This window comes from Clostridium sp. SY8519 (assembly GCF_000270305.1).
GTDB lineage: Bacteria > Bacillota > Clostridia > Lachnospirales > Lachnospiraceae > SY8519.
Genome location: NC_015737.1, coordinates 1,110,975 through 1,129,020 on the forward strand (window position 1 = coordinate 1,110,975; position 18,046 = coordinate 1,129,020).

An 18,046-nucleotide genomic window follows, 5' to 3' on the forward strand; every position below is an offset into this window, starting at 1 on the left:
GCCAGACTGCAAACAAGGAGTATCCATATGAGTGAAAAATTTTATGCAAAAGGTCCGGGGAATGAGGGTTATATCAAGAATATGGAGGTCGTTGGCTTCCATGATGCTGACAATCATTACCTGTTCCAGTCTCAGTTATATAAAACGAAGGATGGACGATACTATCTTTACGGAGGCTGTTTTTACGGCTATGGCGTGGAGATCATAGATGTGACGGATCCGGTACATCCGAGGCACGTCCAGTATATGCCGGTGATGGATCCCAGGGAGTATTCCTATATGTCCACCCCGAAGGTACAGATCTGCGATGACCTCATGATCGTAGCCAACGGCAACTGTATCCCGATCATTCACGGGCCTGCGCCGGAACAATATAAGCCGGCGCCAGGCGGCGTACATATCTACAGCCTGAAAGATGATCCGGAACATCCTCAGAAACTTTCATTCTGGGCTACCGGTGACGAGGACAACCCCGGGGCAGGAGTCCACCGTTTCACTTACAACGGGGGAAAATATCTTCATTTATCGGCCACTGCTCCCGGTTTTATCGGCTATATTTACCGTATTATCGACATATCTGACCCACGGCATCCTGTGGAGGCGGGACGCTGGTGGAATCCGGGCCAGTTCCTGGGAAACCAGACAAAAGCCACACAGGAAAAGAATATTTATGGCTGGAACGGCTTTGACACTTATCCCGGTTATGTCCATTTCCCATATGCTGATACGGACAGAAATCTGACCTATATCAGCTGCGTGGGGGCAGGGTTCAAAATTTTGGATATTTCCAATCCCCAGGTACCCCAGGTGCTGGGAGAAGTTAAAATGACGCCTCCCTTTGCCACCAAGTTTGGCGGGGCTCTGTGTCATACATTCATGCCGATTTTAGGGACGAATTATGCCGTTGGCATGCAGGAAGGGGAGCGGTTCTGGTGCTACTCAAAGGAAATCCATGATAAATTTGGCACCCAGGCCATGTGCGGAATAGAGATGTTTGATGTGTCTGATCCCACAGACCCGGTCATGATCGCAGTCTTCCCCTATCCGGAAGTACCGGAAAATTTCCCCTACAAGAATTTCAACTATTGCGGTATGGACTATCCCGGTCCGATGGGGCCGCATAATCTTCATGAGCCTATGAGCCATAAGCCATGGATTGAAAATCGGAAAGACCGGGTCTATGATTGCTATTTCCATGCCGGCCTGCGTGTTTATGACGTGTCCGACCCGTTTGTTCCAAAAGAGATCGCGTACTTTATCCCGCCCAATCCCACAAAGCCCTTGTGGAAACTGGAGATAGCCAACAAACTCTTGGGCACAGCGGAAGATCTGGTAGTGGATGACCGGGGGTACATCTATCTCAATACCATGCACGACGGAGTGTATATTCTCAGGTGCCTGGTGTAAAGTGCGGTTGATACAATTTAATCAGGGATCCGTCCCAGCGCCTGCAGTCATGCAGGCGCTTTTTTGGGGTCCAGAATCATACCGATGTGGCAAGGGAAACAGGATGCAAAAGATGCATATCTTTGTAATAAAAATTGGATTTCGCTAAATTCATTATTCATGGCAATTCTCCTGATAGGGAACATTTAAACCGGTTTTCCGTAAAAGAGAAATAATTTCCGATAAAGTTGACTGAATTTCCGATCTATACTATGATATTTCCGACTGGAGGTAGGGTTTATGGGAAATAAAAGGAAATACATAGGGACTGCAGAAGCCGCGAAGCTTCTTCGGATGACCAGCCGGCGTGTAGTTGGGTTATGCGGGGAAGGAAGGTTCCACGGGGCATTTCGTTCAGGCAGGAACTGGAAAATTCCGTTTGAGTCAGTGAAACAGTATATGAATGATGCAGGGATATCATTGCCTGAGGAATCCGGTAAAGATGCGCAGGATCTTCGGCCGGTTGCTGTCGGAAATACCTCATACATTGAAGTGTCCAGTGAATGCTATTATGTAGACAAGACCCTTCTGCTCCGTGATCTGATGGATGATCATAATATGGTCACTTTGTTTATACGCCCGCGCCGTTTCGGCAAAACACTGGCCATCAATACGATTAAGACCTTCTTTGAAAAAACGGAGGATGATACATCAAAGTATTTTATGGATAAGAAGATCTGGCAGTGCGGTGAAAAGTACCGTGCCATGCAGGGAATGTATCCCGTTATCATGCTCACGTTTAAAGATATCAAGTATAACACCTGGGAAGAGTCCATGGAAGCGATTCGTCTGGTTGTGAAAGATGAATACAAACGCCATCCGGAGCTGCTGCAGAGTACGGCACTTGATGCGGATGAAAAAAACTACATAGCCAGGATGGAAAAGGGAACATTAAACAGTGTAGAATTGCAGCGTTCTCTGCTGAATCTTACCCATATGCTTTCTGTGCATCATGGGTCAAAAGTTGTGATTCTGATTGACGAGTATGATACTCCGATCCAACAGGGATATTCCAGGGGATTCTATAAAGAAATGATTTCCTTCATGAGAAATTTTCTGTCCGGAGGCCTTAAGGATAATACCGATCTGGCTTTTGGTATCCTGACAGGAATCATGCGTGTTTCCAAGGAAAACCTGTTCAGCGGTCTGAATAATCCGATGGTCAATACCGTACTTGATGATAAGTACAGCGAATATTTTGGTTTTACGGAATCTGAGGTTCACGAAATGGCTTCTTACTACGACAGGGTGGAGGCAATGGATGAGATCCGTTTCTGGTATGATGGTTACCGTTTCGGGAATACAGAGATCTATAATCCATGGTCTGTTACGAATTATTTTGCTTCCGAGGGGCAGGCAAAGCCGTATTGGGCAAATACCAGTGATAATGAAATTATCCGGGAGATCCTGACCGGCCTTACGCCGGAGATTGCGGATGACCTGGCAAAAGTTATGCAGGGAGAAGAAATCCACGCGTCGCTGGATATGGAAGTCGTGTATCCGCGCATGACAGACGGAACGGATACAATCTTCAGCTTTTTGCTGTTGGCAGGGTATCTCACACCGGCCGACAGGCCGGAAGAGACAGAGATCGGCACATTTGCGTCTCTTCGTCTTCCAAATGCGGAGATCCGCAGGATCTATAATACAGAAGTCCTTGGCTGGGTTCGTACGCAGCAGCCAGGCAATATCATTTCCGAGATAGAGAAAGCGGTATACTTAAGTGATGAAAAACGTCTGCAGCATGCGCTCAGAAATTATATGATCACCAGCATCTCCTTCTACGACGGAGCGGCAGAAGGCTTTTATCATGGAATGGTGCTCGGCCTGGTGGCCAGTCTTTCTTCAAAGTATTACATACGTTCTAACAGAGAGTCCGGCGAAGGAAGGTTTGATCTTGAGCTTGAACCGAAAGACAAGGTACTTCCCGGAATTCTTATGGAATTCAAAGCAGTCTCTGCATCAGAAAAGGATAAACTGCCCGAACTGGCAGAAGAAGCGCTTGTTCAGACAGAAGATAAAAACTATCAGAGAGATTTGGAAGATCGCGGTGTAAGAGCTGTCGTACGATATGGCATTGCCTTCTCCGGAAAGAATGCAGAAGTCAGGATGGCACGATAGAAGGAATTCTTAGAATGGAGTATAATATTGTAAAGAATAATCAGAAACAAAATTAAATGTAATTCTTGCGGGGATATCATCGAAAGCAGATCAGTTCATGAATTTATAAGCTGGTCCTGTGGACGTGTATATGTAGATGATGGTTCGGACTATCTGAGAAGAGGTTACAAAGACGGACCAGATGATTATACCGAAATTGTGGAAACAGAGCAGGCGAATTCAATATAATGTCGTAAAAGATGATTTTAGAAAAAACGACTAGATTCACTTGGTGATTTCAATGGTTTTGAGGATCTCCAGTGGCAGCTCTAGGGCATCGGCAGAATATCTAATGAATCGTTCATGGAAAAACTTAATAATTGTATATAATTAGTATACAAAAGAGCGGAGCTAGATTTCTTTAAAAGATCTTGCTCCGCTTTTTAATACCGAAAGAATTAAGTGGAATTTTCGTTTTTGATACCGGTTCCTGAGCTTATTTCGATGGCATAATTAGTGATTTTCATCTCTTGAAATTTGCAATTTTGCAGGAGAGGGGCAAAACAGGATTACTTTGAATGGCCGTGAAATAAATGATTGAAAGGAGGAGTGCAGTGTATTATAATAATGAAAATAAAAATTTCAAAAATGTGAGGAAAACCATTATGGTGTACGATTATATAATGAATAACTATGAGAATGGCGATCCGATTTTCCTGAGTGATCTGCCGGGAAATTCCAGAGATTATCTCAGGCAGGAGATGAAGAAGCTGGTGGATGACGGGAAATTGGAACGCCTTTATAACGGAGTATATTACCTTTCTTATCTGACAATCCTGGGGACGAAGGGACATATCTCCATTGACAAATATCTGGACAAAAAATATCTGTGTATTAATGGAAAAGTGTCAGGATATATCACGGGACTTATGCTTGCAAATACCTATGGATTCACGACACAGAATCCTGCCTGCTATGAGATCTGCAGCAATGAGGCCACCACGAAGCAGCGAAAGCGGAAGATCGATGGCAACACGATTATTGTTTATAAGCCAGTCACGGAAGTCACAGAAAAAAACAAATCAGCACTGCAGTTTCTGGATCTGATGTCGACGATCGATAAGTACAGCGAAGTGTCCGGGGCGGAATTGAGTGCAAAGATAAAGAAATTTGCGGATACAGAGAAAGTGGATTTCTCATTGGTGCAGAAGTATCTGCCGCTGTATCCGGACAAGGTCTACCGCAATATCTATAATGGAGGATTAATGGGTGAGCTGGTATAAAGATTATCGGAACGAGTGGAAGGAGATTGTAGAGACCGTTGCGGCAGAAGAGCGTCGAACGGTTCAGATGATTGAAAAAGATACGCTGCAGTCCATGATCCTGCTGAAACTTTCCAGAAGTGACCTTCCGTTTGTCTTTAAAGGCGGCACATCGCTGTCAAAGGCGTATGGACTGATCGATCGGTTCTCAGAAGATATCGATCTGTCGATGGATCACAAGCCTACGGAGTCTGAGAGAAAGAATAGTAAAAGGATCTTGTTGAAGATTGCAGAGGAGCTCGGGTTATCGCTGATGAATCCCGAAAGCATCCAGTCCAGACATAGCTATAACAAGTATGTGTTTGTGTATGAGTCTTTATTTAGCGTTTTTCCGCTGGAACTTATTGTGGAAACCAGTTTTTACCAGCCTGTATATCCGGTGGAAGTACATGCAGTAAAAAGCTTTGTAGGGGGATTTTGTGAAAACCGCGGTATTGTCCTTCCGATACCATTCGAAGCAGCGACAGTCAATATGCCGGTACAGTCTCTGGAGAGAACCTTTATTGATAAGGTTTTTGCTGTATGTGATTACCGGATTCAGGATATGCAGGATCGGGATTCCAGACATCTGTATGACATTGCGAAGCTTCTGCCTGAAATAAAGAATATGGCGGATTTGAAAACACTGATCGATGAAGTAAGAGAAGATCGAATGCAGTCGAGGAATAATCTATCTGCCCAGCCGGAGCACGATATTCCGGAAATGTTGAAAGAGATCATCAGGAACCGATTCTATGAGCAGGATTATAATACTGTCACAAAGAGACTGCTTTACGAAGAAGTCTCCTATGATGAAGCCATCGAAAAAGGGATTGCCATGATAGCGGATCTTGATCTCTTCGAATACAGAAAAAGAGGATAGATTTTTAAAAGAAAGGGCGGATTATACAGCGATGATAACGGCGCTTGCAGAAATGCAGGCGCTTTTCTTTATGCTGCAGATAATCGGAGATGTCGATGAATGCCGACAGCCCACTCCATGTGGAAAGAATCCTATGATGATGTCCGGCAGATGTTTCCTTACATCCGCCAAAAATCTGTAGTATCATAAGGGAACTAACTCAGTTTAACGGTATAATTGGAAACGCACACTCCTTTCAGTGATAACGAACAACACGTCAGCTACGAAAGGAGTATTTTTATGCCTGAAACAAAATTTGAAAACTTTATGTTTACGGTCATCATGACATTTCTCATGGTATACGCCATGATCTGCTACAACATTGCCATCAGCATGGGCGGAATGCAGGATTCCGTGTTCCTGACGGCTTTCGGAGAGCTTCGGATCATGTGGCCGGCAGCCATTATCCTGGAAATGTTCGTGATGGAACGGCCGGTCATGGCGCTGACCCGCCGTGTTGTTACGAAAGAGATGCCGTTCTTTTTTGTACTGCTCATCCGATGCTCGCTGACAGTCTGCTTTATGTGCCCTTCCATGAGCTTGATCGGAACACTTCTGTTCAAAGATTATCACCAGGCGGGGCTTGTCAGTGTCTGGCTTCAGACGGCGGCGTTTAACTTTCCTATGGCGCTTTTCTGGCAGATCTTTTTTGCCGGGCCTGCCGGCAGATGGGTGTTCCGAAGGATATTCCGAAAGAAACAGCGCGTCTGATAAAACGTACAGGGCCAGATCAGGACCAACCGGGAATAACGCCGGCGGATTCGGAAATTATGTGATTTGGGAATTATGTATGGTAGAGAAGACAGCACGGGTGTATCATGTAAGACAGATCCGGCGAATATACGCAGGATACCAAATGGAAGAGGATGGCCCGGAGGAGTGTTTGCATGGAGGAAATATATATCCCGTCGACCGATCAGAAAAACAGACTGCATGTAGTGATCTGGGAACCGGAGGGTGAGAGCAGGGCAGTACTGCAGATTTCCCATGGCATGGTGGAATATACGGAACGATTTCATGCGTTTGCCCGTTTTCTCAACCAGTCCGGAATTCTGGTCATCGGAAATGATCATTTGGGGCATGGAAAAACAGCCGGCTGCGCGGCTGATCTGGGATATATCGGCGCCGGAAAGAGCAGAACCGTAGTCGATGATCTTTATAAAGTAACGGCATTTGCAAAGGAAAAATATGGGGAACTGCCGTATTTTCTGTTCGGCCACAGCATGGGATCCTTTCTTGCGCGCAGATACCTGATGACATATGGAGAAGCGCTGGATGGCGCGATTCTTTCCGGCACGGGGTTTACACCAGGCACAGTATTACATGCCGGGAGACTGATCGCGGGCTGGCTGAAGCTGATTCACGGGGAACGTCATCGTTCTGCTTTCCTGAAGAAACTTTCGTTTCAGGGATATCTGGACCGTATTGAGAATCCGCGTACCGAGAATGACTGGCTGACTCACGATCCGGCGATTGTGGACAGGTATAATGCGGATAAGTTCTGCACCTATACATTTACCGTCAATGGATATCAGACATTATTTGATGTGTTACGCTATATCCAGAATCCGAAGCATGTGGAAAAGACACCCGGGAATCTGCCGATTTTTTTGATTTCCGGCGCGGAAGATCCGGTAGGCGCATATGGCGAAGGGGTAAAAAAGGTATACGAAAGCTATCGGGCCTCCGGGATCAGCGACGTGCGCATGCGGCTGTATCAGGGAAAACGGCATGAACTCACCAATGAGATTGGCAAAGAGGATATTTTTGAAGATATCAAAGAATGGATCTTTTCTCATGTGAAATCATGCGCCGGCAGCAGAAAATCAGAATAAAGGAAAAACGGAGAAACTGCTATGCAATATCGTGATACGGGAAGAAATTCTAAGTGTACACCGGAATCCTGGAACAAGGCCCGAAAAGAACTGATCGATGCCATTGTCTGCATGGGTTATCCGGAAGAATTCGGCGAAATGATCGCCAGAAATCTCCGCTCAGAGAAAATGATGCGGCGGATGACCGCTTATCTTTTTTCCGCAAAACCGCGGACCGCTGAGGAGATCGCGGATGAGATGCTGGCGCTTATGAGTGACCGGGAGCGCTGGATCGCAAAGAAGGAGTCTGAGCAGGCCAATGCCAGATATAATGAATTTCTTAACGGCCGTTCGGAAGAGGAGTCAAAATGAATCAAAAGCTCAGCGGCATTACATTAGGCCAGATCAATGTATTTCTGCATGTAGTGGAAATGGAAAGTTTTACAAAAGCTGCAATCAACCTCCATATGACACAGTCTGCCGTCAGTAAGATTATCGCAAAGATAGAGCGGGAACTGGAGCTTACATTATTTACAAGGCACTATCGGGAACTGCAGGTGACAGAAAATGGGAGAGAGCTTTATGCGCTGTGGAAACCCCGGCTTGAGCAGATATCCGGTTCGTATGAGGCACTGTATGCAAAACAGCGGGAGGAAAATACTGCCCTTCGGATTGGAACGACGAATACCACAGATCTGAAGCTTTATTTCTGGGAGATTGTTAATGAATATCAGAACCGGTATTCTGAGGTGAATCTGGAGTTTAACAGTGATTCCATGGAGCGGTTAATACAGAAGCTTGCGGACGGAAAACTGGATCTGATATTTGTTCCGGATTTTATGAAATATCGATTGGAAGAGGGAGGATTTTCCTGGGTCTGGGCAGCGAGGGATCATGTGCAGATTGTTCTGCCCAAAAGCCATCCATTGGCCGAAAAAGAAAAAATGCTGGAACTTTCAGATATCAAGGACATGACTTTTGTGATATTGACGGATTCGGAATATCCGGAAAACGAGCGGTATATAGAGGAATTGTTTTTGCAGGCCGGTTTTGACTTGAAAATAGAAAAGAAAAGATATCCCACACCGGAGAGTATCCAGGATTTTTATCGTCAGGAAGACGGATTCATGATCACAGACAGTTATTTCAAATTTGACGGAGACCGTGAGCATATGATCCGTAAACCGATCAAAGGCTTCTTTAACGGCATTATATGCGGATGGAATCAGAATCAGCGGCATAAGGGAAGGGATTTATTTTTAAAAATATTCATGTAGAAAAAGGCCGTATCTTTTTATGTGGTGTACCGTCTCACATTCCTTTTTGGAATGTGAGACGGTATTTTTTTCGTTTTATGGAAACGGATTTTCCTGCTACCATAAATTTAAGAAAGTTAAGAAACACGGGAAACAAAAAAGGAGATGCTATATGGGGAACAGAGTACCGATTACAGAAGAACAGAAAAAATTAAGCTATGCAAAATATTTTTATAAGGAGCTGGCACCAGTGCCGGAAGAAAGTATCCGGATCGCTGAAGCCGGCCCCATTGATCCGTCAAAAGCATTGCGTGTGCATGACAGAAATCGTCTTTTTGAGCCGGGATATCTGGATACGGAAATCGGATATTGTGTCATGGAAGACGGAACCGGATTTGTTGCAAACCTTACAAAAATGCCCGGTGTGACAACGGAGATGTTTGACTGGTGGTTCGCATGGCATGGACTTGGAGAACTGAGATATTGCATCTGGGATCCGGAGGATCACTACAGCGCGAGAAGTCTTGATCCGGCGATCGGAAGATGTCAGACGCTGTCTATGAAGGAAAGATACTGGAATACAACGCACGTAATCGTGGAAGATATCGGTATGGGGCCGCAGAACATACATGCGTCGTTCCGCAATCCGAAAGAGATGGGGTTTGATTCTGAAAAAATAGGGACAGAAGCCTGTGGAACAATTGTCACTTCGATTGCAGGGGATGATTCCATGTCTCAGTTAATGTGCCATTTTATGAGAAATACGGAAGAAGGAACGGAACTGCGGACACGCTTTTGGCTGGGCTGGGATGTAGTGGACGGTAAAGCAGTTAAGACCCTTCCGGATCATGAATCGATACCGGAAGAAGCCTGCCATAAGCTGCTGCTTCACAATATTAAAGAGTTTTCCAACCTGGCATCTTTCCTTGCGGATATCTACGCAGAGGAAAAAGATAACTGGTAAGATTACGGGAGGAAAGGGAAAAATGAAGGATTTTTTGAAGAATAATAACTTCGGGAAATGGGGATGGGCCATGATCGTCTATGCAGGCGTCAGTTACTATATTGCAGCTGCATTGTCGACCGACGGATTGAACTTTTATCCGGCACAATTTGAGGCATTACATGGCTGGAATGCCGGTCTGATAACAACAATGGCCGGGATAGCCGGATGGGTCGCCCTGGCGGGAGCAGTGATTTTTGCGCATATCATAGCAAAGATCGGAACCAGAAAGTCAGCGGGAATTATTAATATCCTTACAGGTATCCTGGTACTGATTTTTGCGAATACCAGCAATTTTATTGTATTTGGTATTATGGTATTTGCAATCAATTTTATTGTCGCCAACGTGCAGTTAAATCTTATTCCGAATAATATCATGAATGTATGGTTTCCGAGAAAAAAAGGAATGGCACTTGGATGGGCAACGATGGGTATGCCGATCTGTACTGCCACAGTGATTGTAATACTTACCGCATGGACAGTGAAATTCGGCAGCGCTGCGGTCGCATATAGTATTTTTGGCATTATTATCATCGCATTTGGCGTACTTTCTTTTTTCTGGGTAAAGGATAATCCGGAGTCGCTGGGACTGTACCCGGATAATGAGCCTATTTCAAAAGAGGAACTCGAAGCGAACAAAAAGGAACTGGAATCTCATGTATCCGAGTGGACGATGGGAAAACTTCTGAAAAACAGAAATACATGGGGAATCGGCGTTGGACTCGGCCTGATGTGGATGACCACTGTTGGCATCGTTTCACAGCTCATTCCGCGGCTGGTATCCATCAGCGATGGAATCTATGCACCGAAAGCACTTTTCATGCTTTCCGCAGCGGCCATTATCGGGATTGCCGGGAGCTATTTCTGGGGGATCCTTGATACTGCTCTTGGAACAAAACGTGCTTGTATTGTCTACGGTGTATGGTATATTGCAGCAATTGTATTCCTGCTCTTGCAGCCGCGGGGGCTGGTATTTGTATGGATCAGTGTCGTGATAGTCGGCATCGGGATCGGCGGGATCGGCAACCTGATTCCGTCTATGATCGGAACCTGTTTCGGAAGGTATGATTTCATTCAGGCAAACAAAGCGATTGCGCCGTTAAATACCATTGTGCGCCAGAGTGGAATTGTGCTGGCCGGGATACTATCCCAGACTGTATATGGGTACTCCGGGCTATATGTAGTTCTGCTTATTGCGGATGTTGCGGGGATCTTTATGACAGTATTTCTGATTAGGCCAAAGACAAGCTGAGCCGGTATCTATTGGGTATGCGCTATGACGGCGCATACCTTTTTTTGATATAATAAAGCAGATATTTTACTATGTAGCGCAGAATAAAAATATTACTGCGGCGGCGAATCAACTGTTTGTTTCACAGTCTACCGTCAGTCGGACGATGCAGAATCTGGAAAGAGCAATTGGATGTACACTTTTTATACGTTCCCAGAAAGGAATAGAATTGACGGATAATTGAAGGAACGATATACTGTAATCAGACAATAAAAGAGGGGCGTAACATTGCTATTCAGGGGGTGATATCAATGGATAAAATCCGGGGGAACATACACCTTATTCTTCTTTTTCCCATTGTTTCATAATAGAATTACAATTTCATTATTATAATTATATGGACTGCATAGCTGTAGAAAAGAAGAGATGCGGTTAGGAGAAGACAGAGTAAAATACCGGCTGGAAAGCGGTCGAAAAATTATTTTTTAAAGAAGGGGATTTATGATGAAAGAGAAGAGGCCTGTAAACAGCGTGATAAAAACATTGTTCGTTTTTCTCATGTCTGCAGCGGTACTGATTGCATTCGGCTTTGCCAATGTGGCATTTGCGGCAGACGGCGGGACTGCCGGTACAGCACCAAAAGGAGGAGCTGGCAGTTCTGCAGTCACGCAGACATGGGATCATTCCAAATCCAAAACAGCAGCAAATTTAGACGGTAAGTATGAATCGGAAATTACATTGTCGCTGCCGTCAAAGGAAGAACAGTTAACGACAGAAATCTGTTTTGTTCTTGATAAATCCAGTTTTTCTGATACAAAGACAAAGGCGATGGAGCTGCTTGATCATTTAAAAACGGAGACAGATAAGAGCGGCGCGAAAGTAAAAGTGGATATTGTCAGCTTTAACCGCACAGCGCATAACCGCGGATCGTTCGATTTAAGCACACAGTATCAGGAAATCGAGAGTACGTTTGTAAAGAAAGAGAGCGGCGGCACAAACATGCATGCAGGGCTTCTGCTTGCGGAGGAGGTGCTGAAAAAAGACAGTACCATTCCTGACAGCAGAAAGTATATGATTCTGGTGTCGGACGGAGATACCTATCTTTACTGCAAAAACGGAGATTATAACACGCCGTATTCCCGTTCTTTCATTCCTGTAGCATCTGCGGGTGCTACAGCATACGGCGGATACTATGATGAAAGCTGGTATTATCCGAGTGCGCCCTATGGAAAGAATGTGGGCAGGCCGTCCGACAAGGACAGTACGCCTGAAAAATGGGATGCGTATCTCCAGGATGTAAAGGAAAGAAACACGGAAAGTCATGGAGATGATTACGATTATATCTGGAAATATTATGACGGCTGGCAGATAACTGCACCGACAAAAGAAAATCCGGACGGATTTAAGACACAGCCCACATCCGATCAGGATCATAATAAGATCACCCGATTAGCATCCAATCTGGACATGGGATTTCTTCATGCGGCAGAAACGTATCACCGCCTTGCCGAAAAATATCACTGCTATTCCATTCCGGTACAAAGTTTCAATCAGGCAGACGGAGGCCATCCGGGATTCATGGAATATTTAAATGGCGGGGTTGCTGTGGATTTCTCGGCAATAGAAAATAAAGTCCTTTATTTCCTCGGCGCGGGCAGTACCGTAACCGACCAGATCGGGTATAAGAAAGACGGATATAATTTCGACCTGGCGGATCCGGCGCAGATGAAACTGACCGTGGACGACGCACAGGGAAAGACACAGACGTATGATGCGGAAAAGATCGGTGAGAATCACTACGGTTTTCTGAAACAGCAGGACGGAACCTATGCATATGAAGCCATTTATACACCGGGCGACAAGAAGGAAGGCGAGCAGATCGAATGGAAAATCAATGTTCCGGTCACAAATTTCCAGCATGCAAGCCTGAAATACAAGGTGAAACTGACAGATCCCCAGACAGCTCCCGGCACATACGGGCAGCTGGATCTTGACGGAAATCAGGTCATTGACGGAACGAATACAGCGGTGGATTCTACCAAGGCGATTTACACGAACACATCAGCCGTATTAATGCCGAAAGATTCCGATGGGAATGCAGGAACTCCGGAAGAATTCGGACGGCCCAGTGTATGTTATACCGTACGGAACAGCGCTCCAGCAGAGGAACATACGATTACATTCCATCCGAATAACGGACAGGCAGCGTTCCTTCAGACGGTTTCGGACGGTGAACAGGCGGTAAAACCGGAAAGCCCGACGAAAAAGGGATATACATTCAAAGGCTGGTATTCGGATCGTTCACTGAAAAAAGCATATGATTTCAAGACATCGGTTAAGAGCAATCTGGATCTGTATGCGAAGTGGGTAAAGAATACTTCCGGTACAAAACCGGATAAGCCGGCAAACAAAGTGACAGGAATACTCCTTCCGAAGGTTATAGCGAAGGGCAGACATACCCAGATTTTAACATGGACAGCGCTTAAAAATGTAGACGGGTATTTTATTTATACCAATCACTGCCATGAAGGAAGGAAGCGGCATTACTTTAAGAAAGTCGCGGATTACAAGGCTTCCAAAGCCCGTGTGTACACAGCGAAAAAACTGAATACTTATGAGAATTACAAATATTACGTTGCTGCATACACTGTAAAGAAAAACGGCAGGAAGCAGATCGTCAAAAAGAGTGTAACGGTTCATTCCGTATGTGGGAATACGAGTGCAAAAAACACAAATGTGACTGCAATAAAAGTAAAAAAACACGCAGTTACAATAAAGAAGGGCCAGACGTACAGGATCAAAGCGACGATTTATAAGATACATAAGAAACGTGATATCCTGGATGAGACACACTGCGGCAGGCTCCGCTATCTGACAAAAGACAGCAGTATCGCAACGGTAGATTACAATACCGGACGCGTCAAGGGCAGAAAGGCAGGAAAGACCACCGTATATGTACTTGGCGTAAACGGCGTCCGTGACAAGGTTGCCATTACAGTAAAATAACGAAGAGAAACGATCAGCTGTCCGGGGATAGGCAATATTCCCGGAAGGAAGCGCTCAGGCCGGAGGTCTGGGCGCTTTTTCTGCGTCATTTACTGAAAACCATTAAAATGATGACTTTTTTCGTTGAAAAACCATTAAAATAATGGTTTAATGAAAACGAGGTGATGGTTGCTATGAAAAATATTGATTTTGCAGTTCCGGAATATGTAACAGGTTCTGATATAAAAAGAGTGCGCGAACTTCTGGAATTAACACAGAAAAATTTTGCTGCGTTCATCGGCGTTTCAAAGGCTACGATTGAGCGCTGGGAGACAAAAGAGGACAGGATCACAGGACCGGTTGTCGTATTGTTAGGCATACTGGAAAACCATCCGGATTATGTGGAGAAATTGAAAATACCGGAAAAAGAGTATGGACTGCGCATGTGGTATATGCATGAGCAGAAAATATGTACATTGATCGATGTGGATGAACTGAGAAAAAGGATAAAGATAAAAAATTATACGGATAATATTTTGTTTCAGGCCTTTGGGAACAATACACAGCCGTCTTTTGAAGATTATGAAGCCTTTCTGGAATCGCGCTGTTTTCCCAAAAGCCGTGATAAAATGAAACTGATTCTGAGAGATCTGGATCTGCCGTTTTATGATCCGTTTATGATCATTCAGAAGACAGAGGGAAGAATGGCAGAAGACCATTTCTGGATTCGGATCGAGAGGTGAAGGGGCTATGATTGAACTGTTTGAACAAAATGAACGTACGGCAGACAGACAGTCCTCGAAAGGAAATCAGCTGAAATGGGAGAAGGATGGGATCTGGTATAAAGCAGACAGCGCTGGTTATGAAGGCCTTGCAGAGTATATGGTGTCACATTTGCTGGAGTTTTCTTCGCTGGAAAAAAATGAGTTTGTCCGATACGATTATGAGCAGATAAAATATAAAAATGTTGTTTATAATGGAGCAAAAAGCAGAAGCTTTTTACAGAATGATTGGCAGATTATAACTCTGGAACGTTTATTTCGGGATTTTTTTCAAAAAAGTCTGTATGAATCTATATGGGAAATTCGGACATCTGCAGAAAAACGTTTTGCATACTTGGTCATGCAAGTGGAGCGTATGACGGGATTGAAAAAGTTTGGAGCGTATTTAAATAAATTAATGACAATTGATGCAGTGTTTGTAAATGAAGATCGTCACATGCACAATATAGCTGTTCTGATGAATCAGAAGGGAGAATTTGCATATTGTCCGATCTTTGATAATGGAGCCGGCCTGCTGTCAGATACAAGTATGGATTATCCTTTGGAAATGGATATTTTTGAGGCGCTTTCAGAGGTAAGAGCAAAAACATTCAGCAGCAGTTTTGAAGAACAGCTGGATATTTCGGAAAAGATTTATGGCATGAATCTGTATTTTTATTTCAAAAAGAAGGATGTGAAACAACTGCTGCTTGAAATGCCGGGGTATTCAGAGCAGGAAAAAAACAGAGTCGGTGATATTATATTTGAGCAGATGAGAAAATATGAATATCTTTTTAAAAACTGACTGAAAAGATTGCCTGCATGTATTATTCGTTTTTTCCACACGAGACCCCGCGCCGTTCTCTGACAGGGCAGGCTGCAGAGATTCTGGCCGCCCCTGCCTTTTGGTTTTGATAAAATCATGATATTATTCTGATAACAAAGGTAAGCATTATGATTAACATCCGGTCTGTTTCTGATCTCAGGAATAAGTTTCCGGAGACAGAAGAAATTGGATGAGGCTGATGCCGCCGCAGGAGAATCTGATGTCCGCTATACCGGCTCCGAAGTCTTCAGCAGAGTAAGGAGCAGAATCAATGCAGCAAAAAACGTATAAGCTTTCTGTTCTGCCTCTGTTTGAGGAAGATCTGAACGAAATCGTCGATTACATTACAAATAAACTCCAGAACTTTGATGCGGCACTCCGTCTGGTGGAAGACATCGAAATCGCTATTAACACGCGCCTGAAAACACCGTTCGCGTTTGCACCATTCCCGTCTGCAAAAAAACGGACTCATCCTTATTACAGGATCAACGTAAGAAACAAGTGTTGGAACGATCCTCGGATATAGAAATCTATGGTTATATTCAAGGTCCTCACTGCGGATGGGCTGTAAGAGAATAAACGAGGATTTGAGTGAATATCCGATTTCGCCAAGTGGGGATTTACGCTATTCTTCTGGTAGAAAGGTGGTAGAGTGATGAGTGGAATAATATGTTTCCATAATCCTGAGGAAGAGAACGGGTATCTCAGCAACTGGTATCCGTCACAATTCATCTATGCAGATCAGCAGTTTTCTTCCATGGAGCAGTACATGATGTACTGGAAGGCCGTTTGCTTCCATGATAAGAGGATTGCATCGGAGATACTGAAAACGGATGATGTGGCTGAAATTAAGTCTCTTGGCCGACGGGTCTTCGGATATGATGACAATGTATGGAATGGACTGAGGCAGATCATTGTCTATGAGGGGCTGCTGGCCAAGTTCTCTCAGAATGAGGAGCTGAAAGAGAAGCTGCTGGAAACAGGCAACGCGACATTAGCGGAAGCTGCAGTCAGGGATAAGATCTGGGGGATCGGCCTGTCAATGAATGATATGAATCGATTCGACAGGGCAAAATGGAAGGGGCAGAACCTATTGGGTTATGCCTTGATGATAGTAAGAGGAAAGCTGGGCAGGTGATTTCTTTGGAACAGGGTAAGTTAGGAAATATGGGACCGGCCGATTTTTGTGACGCAGGGGCATGTGTATAATTCGACGGTAAACGATAGATGGAAAGCAGAATATCACAGGAAAGGCAAGGTGTAATAAGCTGTTATGAGCAATGAAAAGGATAAAACAATGCCGAAAGGTGTGCGGATCGGCGAGAGCGTGTTTGACATCGCGTATCTGCTGTTTGATCTGATCGCCGGGATTATATTTTTGATGCGGGCAGACGGGCGGACGGTATTCTATCTGTATGGAGTCCTGACGCTGCTCCTGGGCAGCGGCGACGCGTTTCATCTGATTCCCCGGGTGCAGATGCATCTGCGCGGCAGGAATGAACGGACGGACGCGCGGCTGGGACGGGGAAAAGCTGTCACATCCGTGACTATGACTGTATTTTACCTTCTGCTGTATGTAATCTGGAAGACTCTGTTTCCGGCAGTAGCAGTACCGGCAGCGATTCCGGTGCTGATCTGGATTACGGCGCTGCTTCGGATCGCACTCTGTATGTTCCCGCAGAACCGCTGGCTTTCGCCGGAAGGAAATCTTCGTTGGTCACTGTACCGCAATGTGCCGTTTGCGGTTACCGGGATTTTGGTGATCGTACTCTTTGCGCTTTCCGGCAGTGCGGACACACATGGACTTTGGAGAATGTGTATAGCGATTGCGCTGAGTTTCGCGTTTTACTTTCCGGTTACGCTTTTTGCGGACCGGAAGCCTGCGCTGGGCGCGCTGATGATGCCGAAGACGCTGATGTATGTCTGGATCATCGCAATGGGACTGCAGATGCTTTGAGGAGGCAGAAGAGCATGGATCGAAAAGAACTGGAAGAATTCATACAGACGGCATATGAGACAGAACCGGATCGCCCCTGGGCGAAATATCCGGATTATCTGGTGTTTCGTCACAGGAAAAATAAGAAGTGGTTTGCGCTGCTGATGAATGTGCCTGCAAACAAGCTGGGCCTGCAGGGCGAAGAAGGGCTGGATATCGTAAATCTGAAATGTGATCCGGTACTGGTTTCCTCCCTGTGCCGGGAACCGGGATTTTTCCCGGCGTATCATATGAGCAAAACAAAGTGGATCTCGGTGGCGCTGGACGGAACGGTACCGGAGGATCAGATCAGAATGTTGCTGGATATGAGTTTTGAGGCGACGAGGGAGAAAAATCGTCACTAAGCAAGAAGGTGTGAATTAACCGATAGCGGCCAGGAAGCGGATACCAACACAAGCAAGAAGC

General features: G+C 45.1%; 17 protein-coding genes. All 17 read left to right on the forward strand.

Annotated elements, in window-relative coordinates; genetic code table 11:
* Positions 1–27 precede the first annotated feature (27 nt).
* The 17 genes from CXIVA_RS05325 to CXIVA_RS05410 all read left to right on the forward strand — a co-directional run bounded on the left by CXIVA_RS05325 (position 28) and on the right by CXIVA_RS05410 (position 17,985).
* The gene (locus CXIVA_RS05325; protein WP_013976973.1) at positions 28–1,407 is read left to right on the forward strand and encodes a hypothetical protein; all 1,380 of its coding nucleotides are present in this window, start codon (positions 28–30) and stop codon (positions 1,405–1,407) included.
* A 279-nt stretch (positions 1,408–1,686) separates the two neighbouring features.
* Positions 1,687–3,567 carry an AAA family ATPase gene (locus tag CXIVA_RS05330; protein WP_013976974.1) on the forward strand — a complete coding sequence of 627 codons (1,881 nt, stop codon included), beginning with the start codon at positions 1,687–1,689 and terminating at the stop codon, positions 3,565–3,567.
* A 593-nt stretch (positions 3,568–4,160) separates the two neighbouring features.
* On the forward strand, positions 4,161–4,829 hold the full coding sequence (locus CXIVA_RS05335) for a hypothetical protein (RefSeq protein WP_013976975.1): 669 nt from the start codon (positions 4,161–4,163) through the stop codon (positions 4,827–4,829).
* On the forward strand, positions 4,816–5,730 hold the full coding sequence (locus CXIVA_RS05340; protein ID WP_013976976.1) for a nucleotidyl transferase AbiEii/AbiGii toxin family protein: 915 nt from the start codon (positions 4,816–4,818) through the stop codon (positions 5,728–5,730). The genes CXIVA_RS05335 and CXIVA_RS05340 overlap by 14 nt, the downstream gene beginning before the upstream one ends.
* A gap of 279 nt (positions 5,731–6,009) precedes the next feature.
* Positions 6,010–6,480 carry a hypothetical protein gene (locus CXIVA_RS05350; RefSeq protein ID WP_013976977.1) on the forward strand — a complete coding sequence of 157 codons (471 nt, stop codon included), beginning with the start codon at positions 6,010–6,012 and terminating at the stop codon, positions 6,478–6,480.
* A gap of 176 nt (positions 6,481–6,656) precedes the next feature.
* Positions 6,657–7,604: an alpha/beta hydrolase gene (locus tag CXIVA_RS05355; protein WP_013976978.1), complete on the forward strand. Its 948-nt coding sequence runs from the start codon at positions 6,657–6,659 to the stop codon at positions 7,602–7,604.
* Between the two features lie 21 nt (positions 7,605–7,625).
* A complete protein-coding gene (locus CXIVA_RS05360) occupies positions 7,626–7,955 on the forward strand; it encodes a hypothetical protein (protein WP_013976979.1) in 330 nt (109 codons plus the stop codon).
* Positions 7,952–8,860: a LysR family transcriptional regulator gene (locus tag CXIVA_RS05365; RefSeq protein WP_013976980.1), complete on the forward strand. Its 909-nt coding sequence runs from the start codon at positions 7,952–7,954 to the stop codon at positions 8,858–8,860. Before CXIVA_RS05360 ends, CXIVA_RS05365 begins: the two co-directional genes overlap by 4 nt.
* A gap of 151 nt (positions 8,861–9,011) precedes the next feature.
* Positions 9,012–9,803, forward strand: coding sequence for a hypothetical protein (locus CXIVA_RS05370; protein ID WP_013976981.1), 792 nt, complete (start codon positions 9,012–9,014; stop codon positions 9,801–9,803).
* 22 nt (positions 9,804–9,825) lie between these two features.
* Positions 9,826–11,094 (forward strand): MFS transporter, encoded by a 1,269-nt coding sequence (locus tag CXIVA_RS05375; protein WP_013976982.1) that lies wholly within the window; start codon positions 9,826–9,828, stop codon positions 11,092–11,094.
* Between the two features lie 480 nt (positions 11,095–11,574).
* Positions 11,575–14,079, forward strand: coding sequence for an InlB B-repeat-containing protein (locus tag CXIVA_RS13345; protein WP_013976983.1), 2,505 nt, complete (start codon positions 11,575–11,577; stop codon positions 14,077–14,079).
* A 173-nt stretch (positions 14,080–14,252) separates the two neighbouring features.
* Positions 14,253–14,801 carry a type II toxin-antitoxin system MqsA family antitoxin gene (locus CXIVA_RS05385; protein WP_013976984.1) on the forward strand — a complete coding sequence of 183 codons (549 nt, stop codon included), beginning with the start codon at positions 14,253–14,255 and terminating at the stop codon, positions 14,799–14,801.
* Positions 14,802–14,808: 7 nt separating this feature from the next.
* Complete coding sequence (locus CXIVA_RS05390) at positions 14,809–15,624, forward strand: hypothetical protein (protein WP_013976985.1); 816 nt, start codon at positions 14,809–14,811, stop codon at positions 15,622–15,624.
* Positions 15,625–15,916: 292 nt separating this feature from the next.
* On the forward strand, positions 15,917–16,171 hold the full coding sequence (locus tag CXIVA_RS05395; protein ID WP_013976986.1) for a hypothetical protein: 255 nt from the start codon (positions 15,917–15,919) through the stop codon (positions 16,169–16,171).
* Positions 16,172–16,300: 129 nt separating this feature from the next.
* The gene (locus CXIVA_RS05400; RefSeq protein WP_041727650.1) at positions 16,301–16,783 is read left to right on the forward strand and encodes an NADAR family protein; all 483 of its coding nucleotides are present in this window, start codon (positions 16,301–16,303) and stop codon (positions 16,781–16,783) included.
* A 135-nt stretch (positions 16,784–16,918) separates the two neighbouring features.
* On the forward strand, positions 16,919–17,602 hold the full coding sequence (locus CXIVA_RS05405; protein WP_041727651.1) for a hypothetical protein: 684 nt from the start codon (positions 16,919–16,921) through the stop codon (positions 17,600–17,602).
* A 14-nt stretch (positions 17,603–17,616) separates the two neighbouring features.
* Positions 17,617–17,985: an MmcQ/YjbR family DNA-binding protein gene (locus CXIVA_RS05410; RefSeq protein WP_013976989.1), complete on the forward strand. Its 369-nt coding sequence runs from the start codon at positions 17,617–17,619 to the stop codon at positions 17,983–17,985.
* The last annotated feature ends 61 nt before the right edge of the window (positions 17,986–18,046 follow it).